This is a genomic window from Klebsiella sp. HMSC16A12, assembly GCF_001808265.1.
In the GTDB taxonomy this organism is placed as follows: Bacteria; Pseudomonadota; Gammaproteobacteria; order Enterobacterales; family Enterobacteriaceae; genus Klebsiella; species Klebsiella pneumoniae.
Map to the genome: position 1 here is coordinate 1 of NZ_KV792545.1, position 15,893 is coordinate 15,893.

11 protein-coding genes and 2 pseudogenes are annotated in these 15,893 nt (G+C 54.5%); 3 read left to right on the forward strand and 10 right to left on the reverse strand.

Features of this window, described 5'->3' with window-relative positions; translation table 11 throughout:
* From HMPREF3140_RS04760 to HMPREF3140_RS04775, 4 genes are all read right to left on the reverse strand, one after another.
* The coding region (locus tag HMPREF3140_RS04760) for a GNVR domain-containing protein (protein WP_267283805.1) at positions 1–1,382 on the reverse strand (1,382 nt) is incomplete at its 3' end.
* Positions 1,383–1,397: 15 nt separating this feature from the next.
* Positions 1,398–1,832, reverse strand: a complete 435-nt coding sequence (locus tag HMPREF3140_RS04765) for an arsenate reductase/protein-tyrosine-phosphatase family protein (protein WP_031592319.1) — start codon at positions 1,830–1,832, stop codon at positions 1,398–1,400.
* A 5-nt stretch (positions 1,833–1,837) separates the two neighbouring features.
* Positions 1,838–2,971 carry a polysaccharide export protein gene (locus HMPREF3140_RS04770; protein WP_032411939.1) on the reverse strand — a complete coding sequence of 378 codons (1,134 nt, stop codon included), beginning with the start codon at positions 2,969–2,971 and terminating at the stop codon, positions 1,838–1,840.
* A 145-nt stretch (positions 2,972–3,116) separates the two neighbouring features.
* Positions 3,117–4,550, reverse strand: coding sequence for a capsule assembly Wzi family protein (locus tag HMPREF3140_RS04775; protein ID WP_015958714.1), 1,434 nt, complete (start codon positions 4,548–4,550; stop codon positions 3,117–3,119).
* A gap of 316 nt (positions 4,551–4,866) precedes the next feature.
* Here HMPREF3140_RS04775 and HMPREF3140_RS28615 point away from each other — a divergent pair.
* Positions 4,867–4,962, forward strand: a pseudogene (locus HMPREF3140_RS28615) (hypothetical protein); the annotation flags it as partial.
* A 546-nt stretch (positions 4,963–5,508) separates the two neighbouring features.
* On the opposite strand, the gene HMPREF3140_RS04785 reads toward HMPREF3140_RS28615, so the two are convergent.
* Together HMPREF3140_RS04785 and galF are read right to left on the reverse strand one after the other, a co-directional pair.
* Entirely contained in the window at positions 5,509–6,138 is a 630-nt protein-coding gene (locus tag HMPREF3140_RS04785; protein ID WP_070552863.1) for a phosphatase PAP2 family protein, read from the reverse strand.
* Positions 6,139–6,453: 315 nt separating this feature from the next.
* Positions 6,454–7,426, reverse strand: a pseudogene (galF, locus tag HMPREF3140_RS04790) (GalU regulator GalF).
* A 766-nt stretch (positions 7,427–8,192) separates the two neighbouring features.
* Between galF and HMPREF3140_RS04795 the strand changes: the two are divergent.
* The gene (locus HMPREF3140_RS04795; RefSeq protein ID WP_004151147.1) at positions 8,193–9,776 is read left to right on the forward strand and encodes a TerC family protein; all 1,584 of its coding nucleotides are present in this window, start codon (positions 8,193–8,195) and stop codon (positions 9,774–9,776) included.
* A 336-nt stretch (positions 9,777–10,112) separates the two neighbouring features.
* Here HMPREF3140_RS04795 and asmA read toward each other — a convergent pair whose 3' ends face one another.
* From asmA to alkA, 4 genes are all read right to left on the reverse strand, one after another.
* The gene (gene asmA / locus HMPREF3140_RS04800) at positions 10,113–11,960 is read right to left on the reverse strand and encodes an outer membrane assembly protein AsmA (RefSeq protein WP_032411941.1); all 1,848 of its coding nucleotides are present in this window, start codon (positions 11,958–11,960) and stop codon (positions 10,113–10,115) included.
* 30 nt (positions 11,961–11,990) lie between these two features.
* Positions 11,991–12,572 (reverse strand): dCTP deaminase, encoded by a 582-nt coding sequence (gene dcd, locus HMPREF3140_RS04805; protein ID WP_004151145.1) that lies wholly within the window; start codon positions 12,570–12,572, stop codon positions 11,991–11,993.
* A 90-nt stretch (positions 12,573–12,662) separates the two neighbouring features.
* Positions 12,663–13,304, reverse strand: coding sequence for a uridine kinase (gene udk, locus HMPREF3140_RS04810; RefSeq protein WP_002912442.1), 642 nt, complete (start codon positions 13,302–13,304; stop codon positions 12,663–12,665).
* Positions 13,305–13,418: 114 nt separating this feature from the next.
* A complete protein-coding gene (gene alkA / locus HMPREF3140_RS04815; protein WP_032411942.1) occupies positions 13,419–14,267 on the reverse strand; it encodes a DNA-3-methyladenine glycosylase 2 in 849 nt (282 codons plus the stop codon).
* Between the two features lie 137 nt (positions 14,268–14,404).
* On the opposite strand from alkA, the gene yegD reads away from it, so the two are divergent.
* Positions 14,405–15,757, forward strand: coding sequence for a molecular chaperone (gene yegD / locus HMPREF3140_RS04820; protein ID WP_023284036.1), 1,353 nt, complete (start codon positions 14,405–14,407; stop codon positions 15,755–15,757).
* Positions 15,758–15,893 lie beyond the last annotated feature (136 nt).

Below are 15,893 nucleotides of genomic sequence, written 5' to 3' on the forward strand. Positions count from 1 at the left end.
TACCCGAAATCTGATTTATTCAACAAAGCCATTCCTCGACGTAAAATAACTCTAAGCAATACAACACCAGCGGAGGTCATAACACCTAATATAATCCCAATCAGAACAATAAGTATTTTCTTGGGCTTAATTGGCTTGGGTTGAGTTACGGCATTATCAATAATGCGTACATTACCAATAGCGCTGGATTTTGCTATATTTAACTCTTGCTGCCGATTTAATAACTGCATATACACAGCTCGACCGGACTCTACATCACGGCTTAAACGCAATATTTCCTGCTGCGTTTCAGGCATAGCAGACACACGCTTATTAAGCTTAGATTTTTCATCTTGTAGTGTCTTTCTTTTTTCCATCAATGCTTTATACGTCGGATGTTCCTTGGTATAGAGCTGGGATATCTCTGACTCACGGAAAGTTAATTCGTTAAGCTGATTATCGACATTAACTATTTGATCAAGAACGGCTTTTGCCTCAAGAGATAAATCAACGGAATCACTCTTTCTCCGATATTGGTTTAATTTATCTTCGGCCTGATCCAAATCACTGCGAACCTCGGGCAGTTGCTTACTCAAAAACTCCAGACTTTTCGCATCTTGTGCGGCTTGCCGCGCAATATTCTGAGCTAAATAGTTTTCACTGATGCTATTAAGAATACGTTCAATTAATACTGGATTATCGCCGGTCAAGGAGAGTGTTAGCATCCCAGTATCTTTTCCCTGATCAGCTACGGCTATATCGTCCTGAAGATCTGTTATAGCCTTCAATCGACTAACATAGACAATTGAAAACTCAGTCCCTGGTTTTGCGCTGATTTCATCAACTTTGAGCGAAATTCCCCGCTCATCAAGTAGCTCTCCAACTTTACCATTGATAATAAAGTCACCTACGGAGATAGAAAAACTATTTCTCTCTTTAACAGTTAGTATGATCTCAGGAGTATCATTATCATTTTCCGGTATATACAACCGAGAAATAGATAGACTACCAGGTTTATCTCCCGATAAGCGTGCAAAACCACGCCCTAATAGTGGGAAGTATTTTTGTTTTACCCTCGCCTGCAGGTTAAGATCATCAACTGTTTTTCCTAAAATCATCCGGGAACGAATCAACGCAATTTCTGGGGCCGATTGAGGTTGGCTATCCGGAAGCATCTGGCTAAGATTGCTAAGTATGGCATTCGCTTGTTTCTGTTCAACCTGAATTAGAGCATCAGCTTGATATATAGGCGTGGCAAAAATAGCATAAATTAATGCGACTAATGTGAATAGAGAAGTAACAGAAATAATAAGCTTGCGATGATCTATAAACTCACCAATAAGGCGACCTAAATCAATTTCATCCGCATCTTTAGATGTAGCTTTGTTTGTAACTGATGACATGCGATTTTTCCTGAATTATGCACCTAATTTCTGAGCCCAAAGTCTACCGGCCTGCTCAATAAGTTTATAAACTGATAAGAAGGCTTCGTCACTTTTGCGATAAGGGTCAGGTATATCGCGTTGCTCCAACCAGTGACCAAATAGCATCGTTTTCCCCCTGGCTTCTGGTGCTATATGCCCGATCTGCTCAATATGGGATTTTTCCATTGCTAATATCAAATCGTATTGACGCCCAAGAGAGGATGTAAACTGCCTGGAGAGGTGCCCCTCCAAAGAAAGCCCATGGAGCTGAGCAACCTTAATCGCACTATTATCAGCCGCATGCTCAATAAGTGCTCCAGTCCCTGCTGAATCGATTTTTTTATCAGGTAATAAGTTTCGTAAATATCGCTCTCCAATCGGAGAGCGGCATATATTACCTGTGCAAACCACAAGAATTGAATCAAACATTTCTATCACCAAGTCCGAATGAATTTACCTGTTTCTGTCATATCATGAACTCCCGTAATAGTTGGCACAAGTTGAGATATAACTCTATTCCAACGAACCAATGGAGCTGTAGTGACATAAACAATATCATACGGCTGTAACTGGAACTCTGTACCTAACACCATGGCCGAAGCATCCTGAGCATTAAGCTGATAGATATTCGCAATTTTACCCTGACTATCATTTTTAATCTGACGAATGACAAACACCCCAGTAGCATCACTGAAAGTTTGTGACATCCCCTCAGCGTTACCCAGAGCTTCCGCCAATGTCATGCCACTTCTATCCATCTTCATTGTGCTTTGCTTACCTACTTCGCCCATGACAAATACTTTTAGATCGTCATTACGCGGCACAAAGAGAATATCACCTGGATATAACAGATGATTTTGTGTCAAATCGCCTTTCTGCATTAATGCATACAATGAGACTTTTGTGTCTTTCCCGTTATGTGTTAATACAACATTCCGCCAGTCCGCATCTGGTGCAAGCCCGCCGGCCGCGTTAATGGCATCCATCACCGTTAATGGAATATTGGTAATTGGCTGCTGCCCTGATTTAGTAACCTCACCTGTCACATAGGCTTTTTGCGAACGAAAAGCAGCAACACTAACATCAACCTGTGGGCTTTCAATATAGGTGGTTAAACGGCTCGCTATATCCTGTCGTACCTGAGCGAGAGTTTTTCCCGCTACCTGCACCTTACCAATATAAGGATAAAAAATGGTACCATCGGAGTTAACCCAGTTACCGGTGTCGCTGGCGCTGCGGTATTGGCCTGCAGGAGTAGTTAGTTCAGGGTGGTCCCATACGGTAACCATCAGTACGTCACCAACCCCAATGCGGTATTCATAATTGCGCAGTAAATTATCAAGCTGCGGGTTTGGACGAGCGAGTACAGTCTCCGGACGAAGCTGATCGATCAGTCCTGGGGTCATTGGATACACGTTCACTAACTTATCCAGATCGTAGTCGCTGTCTGGAAGCTCAACCACGTTCTTGCGCAGACTGTTTAATCCCTGACCAGGGATGATTGTACAACCCGATAAAAACCCAATCGCTAACGCTAATGCCGAAAATCTAACAAGTTTTTTCTTCATAATGTCACATCATCAGTAAATCAAAATTTGCCAATTCCTGAGCAGCTGTCATCGCCGTTGCTTACCTGCCGGCTTGTGGAGAGATAAAAACTGACTGCCTCCTGCAGCACTACCACCCTCTCTCCTCTATTTTCAGCATTCAGCCTTATAAACTAAACGGTATCTCTATCCCTGCGCTCGCCCCAACGTCATCGCTGTCGCTGTTGTTCGCGTTTGTGTACCACAAAGAGGTATTCAGACGAACAGACTGATACACATCGCCGCTCCAGCCTAGCTGTACACCTTTCAAAGTATCGGCATGGGGGAATGCTTTATTGATCGACTGGTTCTCAGGGTTAACTTTGGCGTAAACGAGGCGTGTACTCCAACGCTGGTTATCTTCGGTAATCAGCTCAACCTTCCCGGCAATGAGTTGACCATCCCCACCCATCGCATCCCCCAGTGGATACCCTTGTTGGTAATAACCATCTTTATAGATGTGGTGGGTATAGCTGTAATTGGTTCGGCTCATGTTGGTACGCGTGTCATGCGCTTCCACATACCAGTTAACCGCATCTTTACCCCAACCGTGGTGCCCTTCCACTCCACCAAGGAACATATTCGCGGAAGGCAGGTAGCCAGACTCATCCTCGCCGACCATTTGCCCATAGAAACTCACCGGCCACCCTAGAGTCGGCTCGAGTTTGAATTTAAAGTCAAATCCGGCCAGCTGGTTACCCGGTTCGTTATCCGTCCCGGTATTATCATGGCCAGTGAAGCCATCCCAGAAGCTGCTAAATGACTCAGGCCGCCCTTCCCCACCCCACTGCATAATGCGTGACGCGCCTAATTCTAAAGACTGGAATGGTGAAAAGGTAAAACGACCGCCGATAATTTTGGCATGGGGTACCGCGGTATATTGATTCATCTGGCTGGCGGAGATCTGGTACTGCCATGGGCCGACCCAGCGCAACCACCAGGTCTCTGGCGCTGCCTGCTCTGCGCGCTGCATCAGGAAACCGGTCATCGGCCGCATCGCATCCCCGCGGATCAGGCTACCTTCATAGCCAGGCCCCCACCACTGTGGTATCTGGCCAAAGGAGAGCCACTGGTTCCAGAACTTCACCGCGCCATAGGCGCCGTTGGCGTTGAAGCGCGATCCGTTGCTGATCCGCTCTCCCCCTTCAACATTGCCCTGAAGGTGGACGTCCCACCACTCGCCGCTGTTGTTGAACGCCAGGCCTAACGAGCTATCCGCCGGCTGCGTCTGGCCAAACCCCTGCGGAGTGCCCGGCTGATCTGTTGAAGTGTAGCCGGTGACCCGGAAATCCGCTTTTAAGGCAGACAGTCTCTGGTTGATACGGGCCAGAACTACCTGCTCAGAAGAATAGGACGGTTTGGCCTTTTTCAGCGCCCGGGCAATCTCTTCCTGGCTGAGCGGCCAGGTCGACAGGCTCAGATGGATGACCCCGCGATCGGAAAGCCAGGCCAGGTCGTTACGCAAGTCGTTGTCATTTACCACTAACCCGGCTGCGTAAGCCTGGGCTCCCAGGGAGGAAAGCAAACCCAACGTCACGGCAATGCGCGCAATTTTTATCATTGTACAAGATCCATTTTCAGCCCCGCTGTCGTATCTCAATGAGAATGAGGGGAATACCAAGATAGAAAGCGCTCGCGGCACCAGCTGACTTCGCTGTGCAACACCGGCGAGGCAAGTACATTTACCCTAAGCTGCTTGTTAGCCTTATAACATCCACTCAGCTCACAATGTAGGCGAATTTTACCCTACAGGCTATCGATGAGACAGGAAAGTTAATATCCAGGCGATATCAGCAGCCGCTCCTGGCCAACTTCTGAGGATATCCGTAGAAAACTGATAGATATCTAGTGAGGGCGATCATCCTGACCGGGACGATTTTTCAGCCGTTGAAGAGAACCTCTGTGCAACAGCAAGCGGCTTCAGCGACGCTACCGCCCCTGGCTTAACAGCTACCAGTGCACTGACTACCTGAACGACTTAATTTTTATCGACCTGTGAATGAATAATTGGTCAGGCCATTATTTTTGGCGGCGTTAAGTTTACGGGATTTCGGTCACAATTGGGAGTGTTGTTACCGAATATCTGCCAATTAATGCCACCTGTCGTTCTACTGACAAAAAATAAGCGGGTCACCAATTAAGATTATTCACTGATTTCCAGGGTTAGAAATCTTCCCGGTACTGCTACAACATCACACTTGCAGCTAACTGACTGTAAAAAAGCGTCTTTTTCCATAGCTCATCATCATGCAAAAATCAGATGATGGCGTTATAGTCAACTACAATTTCTAATAGTTTCCTGTGTCTGGATATTCATTGAATGTGCATCAGGTAACGTCTCAGCGCATTTAAGAAACGTCTGATCAAAGCTATATCCAGGCAAATATTCAATAACAATGTAGTAGCACTTCATTATTTCATAAATATGAATTATCAATTACCGGATATATAGTAGATTATTTTCTTATTTGTTTAATTAACCGGCGAAAACTTAATTTCCCCTGTAAAACAAATGGCGATTACCAGGCCTGCTTGTGCAGATCGGTACGCGTAAAGGGTTTATCCAGCGGCCCCACCGCGGTGGCGATTTGTCCCAGCAGGGACTGAGTCGGCGCTTTGCTACCGCTATGTAAAAGGATAAGTGGAACCATCACCAGGCATGCGACACCGCCCCATGAGATATTCACGCTTTCCGGATCAGAGGTACGTTTTTGCAACACCAGGAACAAAGCGCTGCCAACAGCGCCCAGCAGCAGGCCGGCAATCACTTCCGAGACGGAATGCGCATGGATGACCAGCCGCGAATAGCCCACCACGGCGGCCAGAACATAGCCGGTAATAACGGCCACTTTACGCAGACCGACGGAGATACGGGCGCTGAGCAGCCACAGGAAGATAGGCCAGAAGGCCGCGGAGAGCGCGGAGTGGCCGCTGAAGCCGGTGTAATCCAGCTCGCGAATACCCAGACCCCAGCCCATAAAGGCCAGTTTGGAGGCGCAGACGATAGCGCCGGTGATGCCGAACAGCAAACTCCATTGCCACGCCAGCAACCGCGACGTTTTACGCAGCATCAGGACAATAAACAGCGCCGCTGCGCTGGGCAGCAAAACAGTGCTATCGCCAAAAAATGAGATGAGTTGCCAGTTCATATACCTGTGATCCTTCGATGATGTCCACTGCCGTGCTCAGGGATTATCCGTAATGTCTGTACCAGCTCGCATGCCAATTCATTTCACATTTTTATGCATGCAAGTGAGATGTTTAAAGCGGAAACATGATCGCAGTCAAGTTTTATTTTTGGCTGACGTTGACCGCTTTCCCTGCGCTTTAGGAATTGTCGCACTAAGTGACTATTCATAAAGCATTATTGCCGCTACTCCGACCATTGCACCACAGAGGCCAGAGACAAACTACCAGAAGTCTCCGAAGCCATACGTTTCTTTACAATCGTTATAACATTCGCGTTATGAATAATTTCTGCATAACGTTATGAGCGGCAGGACGAATGTTCACGCCCTGCCCCCCGTACTACGCTAGCAATCAGGCCAGCATTTTTTTAATACTTTCGCGGAATTTGGTGCCTTCTTTCAGGTTACGCATGCCGTAGGTGACGAAGGCCTGCATGTAGCCCATTTTCTTCCCGCAGTCGTAGCTTTCGCCGGTCATCAGCATCGCGTCGACGGACTGCTTCTTCGCCAGTTCGGCAATGGCGTCGGTCAGCTGGATACGGCCCCATGCGCCCGGCTCGGTACGTTCCAGTTCGGCCCAGATATCCGCCGACAGCACGTAGCGCCCCACCGCCATCAGATCGGAGTCCAGGGTCTGCGGCTCGTCCGGTTTTTCAATAAACTCGACGATACGCGCCACCTGGCCTTCAGCCACCATCGGCTCTTTGGTCTGGATGACGGAGTATTCGGAGAGATCGCCCGGCATGCGTTTCGCCAGCACCTGGCTGCGGCCGGTCTCGTTAAAGCGGGCGATCATAGCGGCGAGGTTATAGCGCAGCGGGTCAGCGGTGCCGCCGTCAAGGATGATATCCGGCAGGACCACCACAAACGGGTTGTCGCCGACTACCGGGCGGGCGCAGAGGATGGAGTGGCCCAGGCCCAGCGGCTGCGCCTGACGCACGTTCATGATGGTCACGCCCGGCGGGCAAATGGCCTGCACTTCCGCCAGCAACTGGCGCTTCACGCGCTGTTCCAGCAGGGCTTCCAGCTCGTAGGAGGTATCGAAGTGGTTTTCCACCGCGTTCTTCGAGGAGTGCGTCACCAGAACAATCTCTTTGATCCCGGCGGCGACGATTTCGTCAACGATGTACTGAATCATTGGCTTATCAACGATCGGCAGCATCTCCTTTGGAATTGCCTTTGTGGCCGGCAGCATATGCATGCCTAGTCCTGCGACCGGAATAACCGCTTTCAAATTCGCCATATTCATCTTCACCTGTTTGGTTGCAAAACACGCGGTTTTGCAAAATTGTACATGTCACAAATCCATTGGAACTGATAATACACGGATACTGCCCGGGCATCTGCCCGCCAAATTCTTAAATTCACTGTCACGTAAAAGAATACACACAACTCCCTTTTACCAACAGTCAGAAGTGAGAATAATCTTATTTTCGTTCAGGTTATTCAGCGGCTCGTTCCTTTGCGCCGCGCGATGTGGCTGAGAGGCCCGTCTATCGGGGTCTGTTGGCCGCCGGCCCCGCCGCGCCGCGCGTATGCCTGGAAAGAATAGATAGAGATAATAAATTTCGCCAGGCAATATATTTCAGCATAAACAGCCGGATATGACGACATATTAGCCTGAATCCGCGACGGTGAACTGCGATCCGCCCTATTCTGCACTCACTTCATAATATGAATTATGCCGGTTTTGTGAGCGGGCTTCGGGCTTCGCGCTTCGCTTCTGCTCTGCGCATCCGCGCTCGCCGTGACGAACCTCGGGAGAAAGCCCTTTTGCCGCCCTCGCTGAAACGCAGCGGAAAAAGTTCTGATATCGGCAAGCTTATTCCATGGTCGCCGCCATGGTATTATTTTTTCACTGTTCTTTTCCGGAACATAATTCTTATCGGTTCGCTTAATCCGCTGGAAATATATCCACCCACGGCAGGGCGATATCCGCGTCGTTATTGCATTTTAGACTCATCTTATCCATGATCGTGGTAACACATACCGCAGTCGTACAGGTTTTAATACATATGGAATGGATTGCCGATCCGTCAATCTGGGCAGGTCTCGTCACGCTGGTGGTTATCGAACTGGTGTTGGGTATCGATAACCTGGTCTTTATCGCTATCCTCGCCGAGAAGCTCCCTCCCGCCCAGCGCGACCGCGCGCGGATCACTGGCCTGATGCTGGCGATGGTCATGCGTCTTCTGCTGCTGGCCTCTATCTCCTGGCTGGTCACCCTGACCAAACCGCTGATTGTTTTTCACGACTTCAGCTTTAGCGCTCGCGATTTAATTATGCTGTTTGGCGGCCTGTTTCTGCTGTTTAAAGCGACCGTCGAGCTTAATGAGCGGCTGGAGGGGAAAGACAGCGATAACCCCACCCAGCGCAAAGGGGCGAAATTCTGGGCCGTCGTGGCGCAGATCGTGGTGCTCGACGCCATCTTCTCGCTTGACTCGGTGATCACCGCCGTCGGCATGGTCGATCACCTGGCGGTGATGATGGCCGCGGTGGTTATCGCCATCAGCCTGATGCTGATGGCCAGCAAGGCGCTGACGCGCTTCGTTAACAGCCACCCGACCATCGTGATCCTCTGTCTAAGCTTCCTGCTGATGATCGGCTTCAGCCTGATTGCTGAAGGCTTCAGCTTTATCATTCCGAAAGGCTATTTATATGCGGCCATTGGCTTCTCGGTCATGATTGAAGCGCTTAATCAGCTGGCGCAGTTTAACCGCCGTCGCTTCCTCTCCGCCAATATGACGCTGCGTCAGCGCACTACCGAGGCGGTGATGAATCTGCTGAGCGGGCAGAAAGAAAAAGCTGAACTGGATGCTGACACGGCGTCGCTGGTCGCCGATCAGGATCAACATCCACTGTTTAATCCGCAGGAAAGACTGATGATTGAGCGGGTGCTGAACCTTAATCAGCGCAGCGTCAGCAGTATTATGACGTCGCGCCATGATATCGAGCGCATCAACCTTAGCGCGCCGGAGGAAGAGATCCGCAGCCTGGTGGAGAAAAATCAGCATACCCGGCTGGTGGTCACCGGCGGGAAGGATAATGAAGATCTGCTGGGGGTGGTGCATGTTATTGACCTGCTCCAGCAGTCCCTGCGTCAGGAGCCGCTGGATCTGCAGGCGCTGGTGCGTCAACCGCTGGTCTTCCCGGAGGGGCTGCCGCTCCTCTCGGCGCTCGAGCAGTTCCGCCAGGCCCGCACCCATTTTGCCTTTGTGGTCGATGAGTTTGGCTCCGTCGAGGGGATTGTGACCCTCAGCGACGTGATGGAGACCATCGCCGGCAATCTGCCCAATGAGGTGGAGGAGATCGATGCCCGGCACGATATTCAGCATCATCAGGACGGTTCGTGGACGGTCAATGGTCATATGCCGCTGGAGGACCTGGTGCAGTACGTTCCGCTGCCGCTGGATGATAAACGTGAGTATCACACCGTTGCCGGTCTGTTGATGGAGTATTTGCAGCATGTGCCGCAGGTGGGGGAGACCATTGAGATTGACGGTTATACCCTGCGCACGCTGCAGGTCGACAGCCATCGGGTGCAGAAGGTGCAGATCGTCCCGCCGGTAAAGCAGGATGAGCTGGATTATGAGGTGTAATCGTCAGGCATAAAACGGCCCGGGGTATCCCGGGCCGTAAAATTGATAGCCAGGTATCCTGTTTAATGCCTGATGGCGCTGCGCTTATCAGGCCTACGGGATGGCGAACTAATCGGGGTATGACGCCCACCGTATAATCCAGACCGGGCCAGGCGTAGCTGCCACACTGCCTGATGGCGCTGCGCTTATCAGGCCTACATTAAGTGGCGACGCAAACGGATGATATTGCGCACATCCCAGGCCGGGTCAGACGCAGCCGCCACCCGGCATCATCGTGAAATCAGACGTTGACGATAAGCACGCAGCCCGGAAACTTCCGGGCCGCGGCGGTAGGAATTACAACTTATCGAGCAGCTTTTTGGCATCGTTGCCGTCTTTGCTGCCTTTATTACGCTCAACCCAGTCGTTGAGGCGCTGCTTCGCTTCATCCTGCAGCTGTTTGCGCAGGATCTGGTCGACCTGCAGACTGTAGCTCAGCGACTGCCACTCGCCGTAAATGCGCAGCGGGATAGCGGTCTGTTTCAGGCGGTCGATAAGCTTGCCCTCCCCTTTCCAGCCGCCGAGCACGCGCACGTTGAAGCGCATATCGCAGTTCTCTTTCTGCAGATCGAGCTGTCCTTCGCCGGTCATCGCCATCACGTCGGACTGCCCCTGCAGGCGGTTCAGCGTCACCAGCCCGTTATCCAGCGTCAGCCGGCTGCTCACGGAATCCAGGCGGGTGGCATTGTCGTAATTTTCCTGCGCCCGCACGTTGGTGCTGCGCTCCACGGCCTGCTGCACCAGCTGCTGGAAGTTCAGCCCTTCGGTGCGGGTATCGGCCATCTGGAGCTGAGCCTGTCCCTGCCAGTGGCGACGGAAATCATCGGCGTCAATGCGCGTTCCGGAAAATTCGCCGCTCAGCGACAGCTTGCCGGTCAGGTTTAAGGAATAGTTAAAGGCTTTGATCAGCGAACCGATCTCCACATTCTGCAGCGCCGGCTGGAACGTCGCCAGCGGCGTGTCGCCGCGGGCATCCAAGGTGCCAGGGAGAGAGAGCTGCCCGCCGTCAAGATTGCCCTGCATTTTGCTGACCGTCAGCAGCCCCTGCTGGTTGCTGATTTCGCTCTGCACCTGGGTGAAGTTCAGACCGCGCCACTGCAGCTGGTCGGCGCTCAGGGCCATTCGGCCGTTGAAGCCGCGCAGGCTCTGGTAATCTTCGCGCTCATCGCTGTCGGCGATCACCGGGCGCAGCGGTCGCGTCTGACTCTGGCCCTGCTGACTGGCACTACTGTCCGTCGCCGGCGACCTTTGCGCCAGCAGACTATCGAGATCGAGAGTGGTGGCGTGCAAATCCAGCGACCAGTCCGGGCGATCCCCCAGCACCACGCTGCCGCTGCCGGTAACGGTGCTGCGGTTAGCCATCAGATTCAGGTTGTCAAAACGCAGGGTCTTGTCATCTTCCTGCCAGCTGGCCTGCAGACTCCCCTGACCATTAATGCCGTCCGGTGGGAGCTCAGCGCCGCGCAGCTGCCAGCTAAGCTGGGTAAAGTCGGCTTTTAAGGAGTGCGGATAATCGCCGCCCTGCACGGTGGCGGAGAAGTTCAGCGCCAGGTCGCGCTGGTCGCGGTTCACCCGGCCGGAGAAATCCACGGTGGCCCGGTGATTCTCATCCTGCTCCATCTGCAGACGGATATCGCGCACGGTCACCTGCTCGCCGTTCTCATGCTGGAAGAAGAGCACGCTGTCGGCCACCTGCAGCTGACGCACATCGTAGGACCATCCGCGATCCTCCTGGGCCAGCGGCAGGGTGTTGTCATGCGGCACCACCGGCGCTGAGCTGTCGCGAACCGCCTCGGTTTTCGGGGTCAGCTGGATCACCGCGCCCTTGAGCATCACCTGCTTCACCTGCAGCTGATGCGAGAGCAGCGGCAGCAGCGCCACGTCGAGGCGCATATTGTCGGCGCGGATCACCGGCTCTTCGGCGCCTCTGGCGGTCAGCGTCATCCGTCCGCTGAGAATGCTGAGCTGCGGCCAGACGTGCCAGCGCAGCGGGCCATCAAGGTCAAGCTGATAACCGCTGCGCTCTGCCACCTCATGCACCATATAGGCGCGAAAATCGTTGGGATTGACCAGCAATACCAACGAGGTAAGCCCGGCGACAATGACCGCCAGCAGGATCATCAGCGTTGTCAGTATTCGTCTCATGGCACCCTCAGCAACACCCCGTTGACGTTATCAATCCTTGTCGATTCGGCTCGCCACCGCGCCCTGCTGGTCGCGATATTTGGCGTCTTCACGGCGGTTATACGGCCGGGCCGCCGGGCCCGATAACGGTTCAAAGCTCAGCGCGCCGATGGGCATCCCCGGGCGCAGCGCCAGCGGCAGCTTGCCGGAGTTGTAGAACTCAAGCACGATGCAGCCGGACCAGCCTGGATCAATACGGTGCGCGGTAACGTGCACCATCAGCCCCAGGCGCGCCAGCGAGGAGCGTCCGTCCAGCCAGCCTACGAGGTCGGCAGGCAGGGTGACAGACTCGTAGGTCACCGCCAGCGCCAGTTCGCCCGGATGCAGGAAAAAGGCCTCCCCTTCCGGCAGGACGATCTCTTCGCTCATCACCCGGTCCAGCGCGGCGCTGACCTCGGCCTTCGGGCCGCTTAAATCGATAAACGGCGCCGTGTGGCCACGGAAGGTGCGAAATTTATTACCCAGCCGTACATCAACCGTCGCGCCATTAATACGCTCAACGGGCGGACGCGGATTGATGGCGAGTCGCCCTTCATCCAACCAGGCTTCGATATCTCGGTCACACAGACGCATGGGCTTTCTCCTTATAAGGCTGCTTCCCGCACGCTTCGCGGCGGAGAGGGCAACAGGGCTACTCTTTGCACGTTACACAATTCGGCCAGGTTATTCAAAGAACTGACTGATTTTGGCCTTCAGAATATCAATAGCGATGCGGTTTTTGCCGCCGCGCGGCACGATGATGTCGGCATACTGCTTCGACGGTTCAATAAACTGCAGGAACATCGGGCGCACGGTTTTCTGATACTGGGCCATCACCGAGTCCATGGAGCGGCCGCGCTCGTTAACGTCGCGCTTAATACGGCGCATCAGGCAAATATCGAGAGGGGTGTCGACGAAAATAGAGAAGTTGAGCTCGTTACGCAGGCGCGCATCGGTCAGCAGCAGGATCCCTTCAAGGATAATCACCTTCTTCGGCTCGACGTGAATGGTGTTCGGCGTGCGGGTATGCTCGACGTAGCTATAGACCGGCAGTTCAATCGGCTGGCCGCTTTTCAGCATCTGCAAATGCTGGAACAACAGACTGTGGTCCATTGAGCTCGGGTGGTCATAGTTGGTTTTGACGCGCTCTTCCATCGACAGATGGCTTTGATCTTTGTAATAGCTGTCTTCCGGAATGACGCCAATATGTTCGTCGCCAACTTGTTCACGCAATTCGCGATAGAGAGTACTGGCGATAAGACTTTTGCCAGAAGCCGATGCGCCGGCGATGCCTACAATGACGCACTGATGGGACATATCAGTCATAAATTTTTGCGACCTGATTAACCTGGATAGAGATGGAGGGTGGCGGCGGACCGCCAAACGCGGCAATTATAGGGATTTCAGCGTCCCGATACCAGTGGTATGCGCCCCGGGCGGCTATTCCGCCGCCGGCGCCCAGTCATCGGTATACCAGATATGCAACAGCGCGTAGGATCGCATCGGCTGCCAGCGGCGGGCATAGCGGGCGATGGCGGCCGGGGTCATTCCCGGAAAGCGCTGTTTAATCAGGTAATCATCCGGCAAAAAGACATCTTTCGCCTGCCAGCCGCGCAGGGCAAAGTAGTTTGCCGTCCAGCGGCCAATCCCGGGCAGGGTCTGCAGTTGACGCAGCCCGGCGTCAATATCCGCCGGCGCCGTCAGGGGCAGCTCGCCGCTGAGCGCCGCCCGGGCGAGGTGGATCAGCGCCTCCGCGCGTCGCAGCGGCATCCCCAGCGCCTTCAGCGCCTGCGGATCGGCACGGGACAGCGCCTCTGGCGTCGGGAACAAGACATATCCAGGCGACTCCGCCAGCGGTTCGCCCCAGCCAGCCGCCACTTTGGCGGTGAGCCGGGCAGCCATCGCCACGCTCACCAGCTGGCCCAGCACCGCGCGCACCGCCTGCTCGAAGGCATCCAGCGCCCCCGGCAGGCGCAGCCCCGGCCGCGCCTGCGCCAGGTCGCCCAGAGTGCGAGCGACCTGCCGCGGGTCGCAGGCTAAATCAAACAGCTGGCCAATTCGCGCATAGCAGATCTCCGCCACCGGCTGCAGCCCGGGGGAAAGGGTCACCCGCAGGCCCTGCGCCTCTTCGTCCGGCGCCAGATGAATCAGCCCGCGGTGGCCTTCCACGCCAAAGCTGCGGCTGTAGCCCCCATCGTGAAAACGCTCGACGCCGGCAACCGCGCGCGCCTGCAGAAAACCAACCATCCACGCCCAGTCATAGGGCGGGGTCCAGGGTAACAGCACCATAAGCTCTCCTTTATATAGCGTTTCAATGATAGTCGCCCTTGACCGTCAGCGCCTTGCTTTTAAATTCCGGTTGTCGGCATGGCGACGATCCGCTAAAGTCGCCCCCCTTCTTCACCGGCATGGGGATTTTGCAGACGATGTTTATTGGTTTTGACTACGGCACCGCCAACTGTTCGGTGGCCGTGATGCGGGAAAATACCCCCCAGCTGTTAACGCTGGAAAACGGCAGCGCCCTGTTGCCCTCCATGCTCTGCGCGCCGACGCGCGAAGCGGTCAGCGAGTGGCTCTATCGCCATCATGATGTCCCCACCCACAGCGACGAAAACCAGGCGCTGCTGCGTCGGGCCATTGCAGCCAACCGCGACGAAGACATCGAGGTGCTGCGCAACAGCGTGCAGTTCGGTCTCGCCTCGCTGCAGCAGTATGTTGAAGATCCGCAAGAGGTCTACTTCGTTAAATCGCCCAAATCCTTCCTCGGCGCCAGCGGGCTGAAGCCGCAGCAGGTGGCCCTGTTTGAAGACCTGGTCTGCGCCATGATGCTCCACATTAAACTGCAGGCCGAAAGCCAGCTGCCCGAGCAGATCGACCAGGCGGTGATTGGCCGGCCGATTAACTTCCAGGGCCTCGGCGGCGATGAGGCGAACGCCCAGGCGCAGGGGATCCTTGAGCGGGCCGCCCACCGCGCCGGTTTCCGCGATGTGGTCTTTCAGTTTGAACCGGTGGCCGCCGGGCTCGATTTCGAAGCGACCCTCAGTGAAGAAAAGCGGGTGCTGGTCGTCGATATCGGCGGCGGAACCACCGACTGCTCCCTGCTGCTGATGGGCCCGCAGTGGCGGGAGCGCGCCGACCGACAGCAGAGCCTGCTCGGCCACAGCGGCTGCCGCATCGGCGGTAACGATCTCGACATTGCCCTGGCCTTCAAATGCCTGATGCCCCTTCTCGGCATGGGCGGCGAAACGGAGAAAGGCACCGCGCTGCCGATCCTCCCGTGGTGGAACGCGGTGGCGATCAACGACGTGCCGGCGCAGAGCGATTTCTACAGCACCGCTAACGGCCGCCTGCTGAACGATCTGCTGCGCAGCGCCCGGGATGCCGACAAGGTGGCTCTACTGCTGAAGGTCTGGCGCCAGCGTCTTAGCTATCGTCTGGTGCGCAGCGCCGAAGAGAGCAAAATCGCCCTCTCCAGCGCCGCCAGCGTCGAAACCGCGCTGCCGTTTATTCAGGACGATCTGGCCACCGCCATCGCCCAGCAGGGTCTGGAAGCCGCGCTGGATCAGCCCCTGACCCGCATTATGGAACAGGTGCGGCTCGCGCTCGACAGCAGCCAGACCACCCCGGATGTGATCTATCTTACCGGCGGCAGCGCCCGTTCGCCGCTGATCAAAAAGGCGCTGGCCGCTCAGCTGCCGGGTATTCCGCTGGCCGGCGGCGATGATTTTGGCTCGGTGACCGCCGGGCTGGCCCGCTGGGCGCAGGTGGTTTTCCGCTAGGCCTCGCCCGGCGCTGCCGCGCAGCAGGTCTGTCCTGATCCTGGCGCTGCAGATTACGCTGGAATATTCCTGGTCTCCCACGCAAAATGGCCTGTTCGTCCGGACAGGCCTGTCCACTCTTCCCCATTTCAGGGGG

What these genes read in the sequence shown, in the direction of transcription:
- asmA (WP_032411941.1), bottom strand. Translation starts at nt 11,960, where the DNA reads ATGAGACGAATACTGACAACGCTGATGATCCTGCTGGCGGTCATTGTC.
- HMPREF3140_RS04795 (WP_004151147.1), top strand. Translation starts at nt 8,193, where the DNA reads ATGGAATGGATTGCCGATCCGTCAATCTGGGCAGGTCTCGTCACGCTG.
- HMPREF3140_RS04765 (WP_031592319.1), bottom strand. Translation starts at nt 1,832, where the DNA reads ATGTTTGATTCAATTCTTGTGGTTTGCACAGGTAATATATGCCGCTCT.
- udk (WP_002912442.1), bottom strand. Translation starts at nt 13,304, where the DNA reads ATGACTGATATGTCCCATCAGTGCGTCATTGTAGGCATCGCCGGCGCA.
- HMPREF3140_RS04770 (WP_032411939.1), bottom strand. Translation starts at nt 2,971, where the DNA reads ATGAAGAAAAAACTTGTTAGATTTTCGGCATTAGCGTTAGCGATTGGG.
- yegD (WP_023284036.1), top strand. Translation starts at nt 14,405, where the DNA reads ATGTTTATTGGTTTTGACTACGGCACCGCCAACTGTTCGGTGGCCGTG.
- HMPREF3140_RS04775 (WP_015958714.1), bottom strand. Translation starts at nt 4,550, where the DNA reads ATGATAAAAATTGCGCGCATTGCCGTGACGTTGGGTTTGCTTTCCTCC.
- alkA (WP_032411942.1), bottom strand. Translation starts at nt 14,267, where the DNA reads ATGGTGCTGTTACCCTGGACCCCGCCCTATGACTGGGCGTGGATGGTT.
- dcd (WP_004151145.1), bottom strand. Translation starts at nt 12,572, where the DNA reads ATGCGTCTGTGTGACCGAGATATCGAAGCCTGGTTGGATGAAGGGCGA.
- HMPREF3140_RS04785 (WP_070552863.1), bottom strand. Translation starts at nt 6,138, where the DNA reads ATGAACTGGCAACTCATCTCATTTTTTGGCGATAGCACTGTTTTGCTG.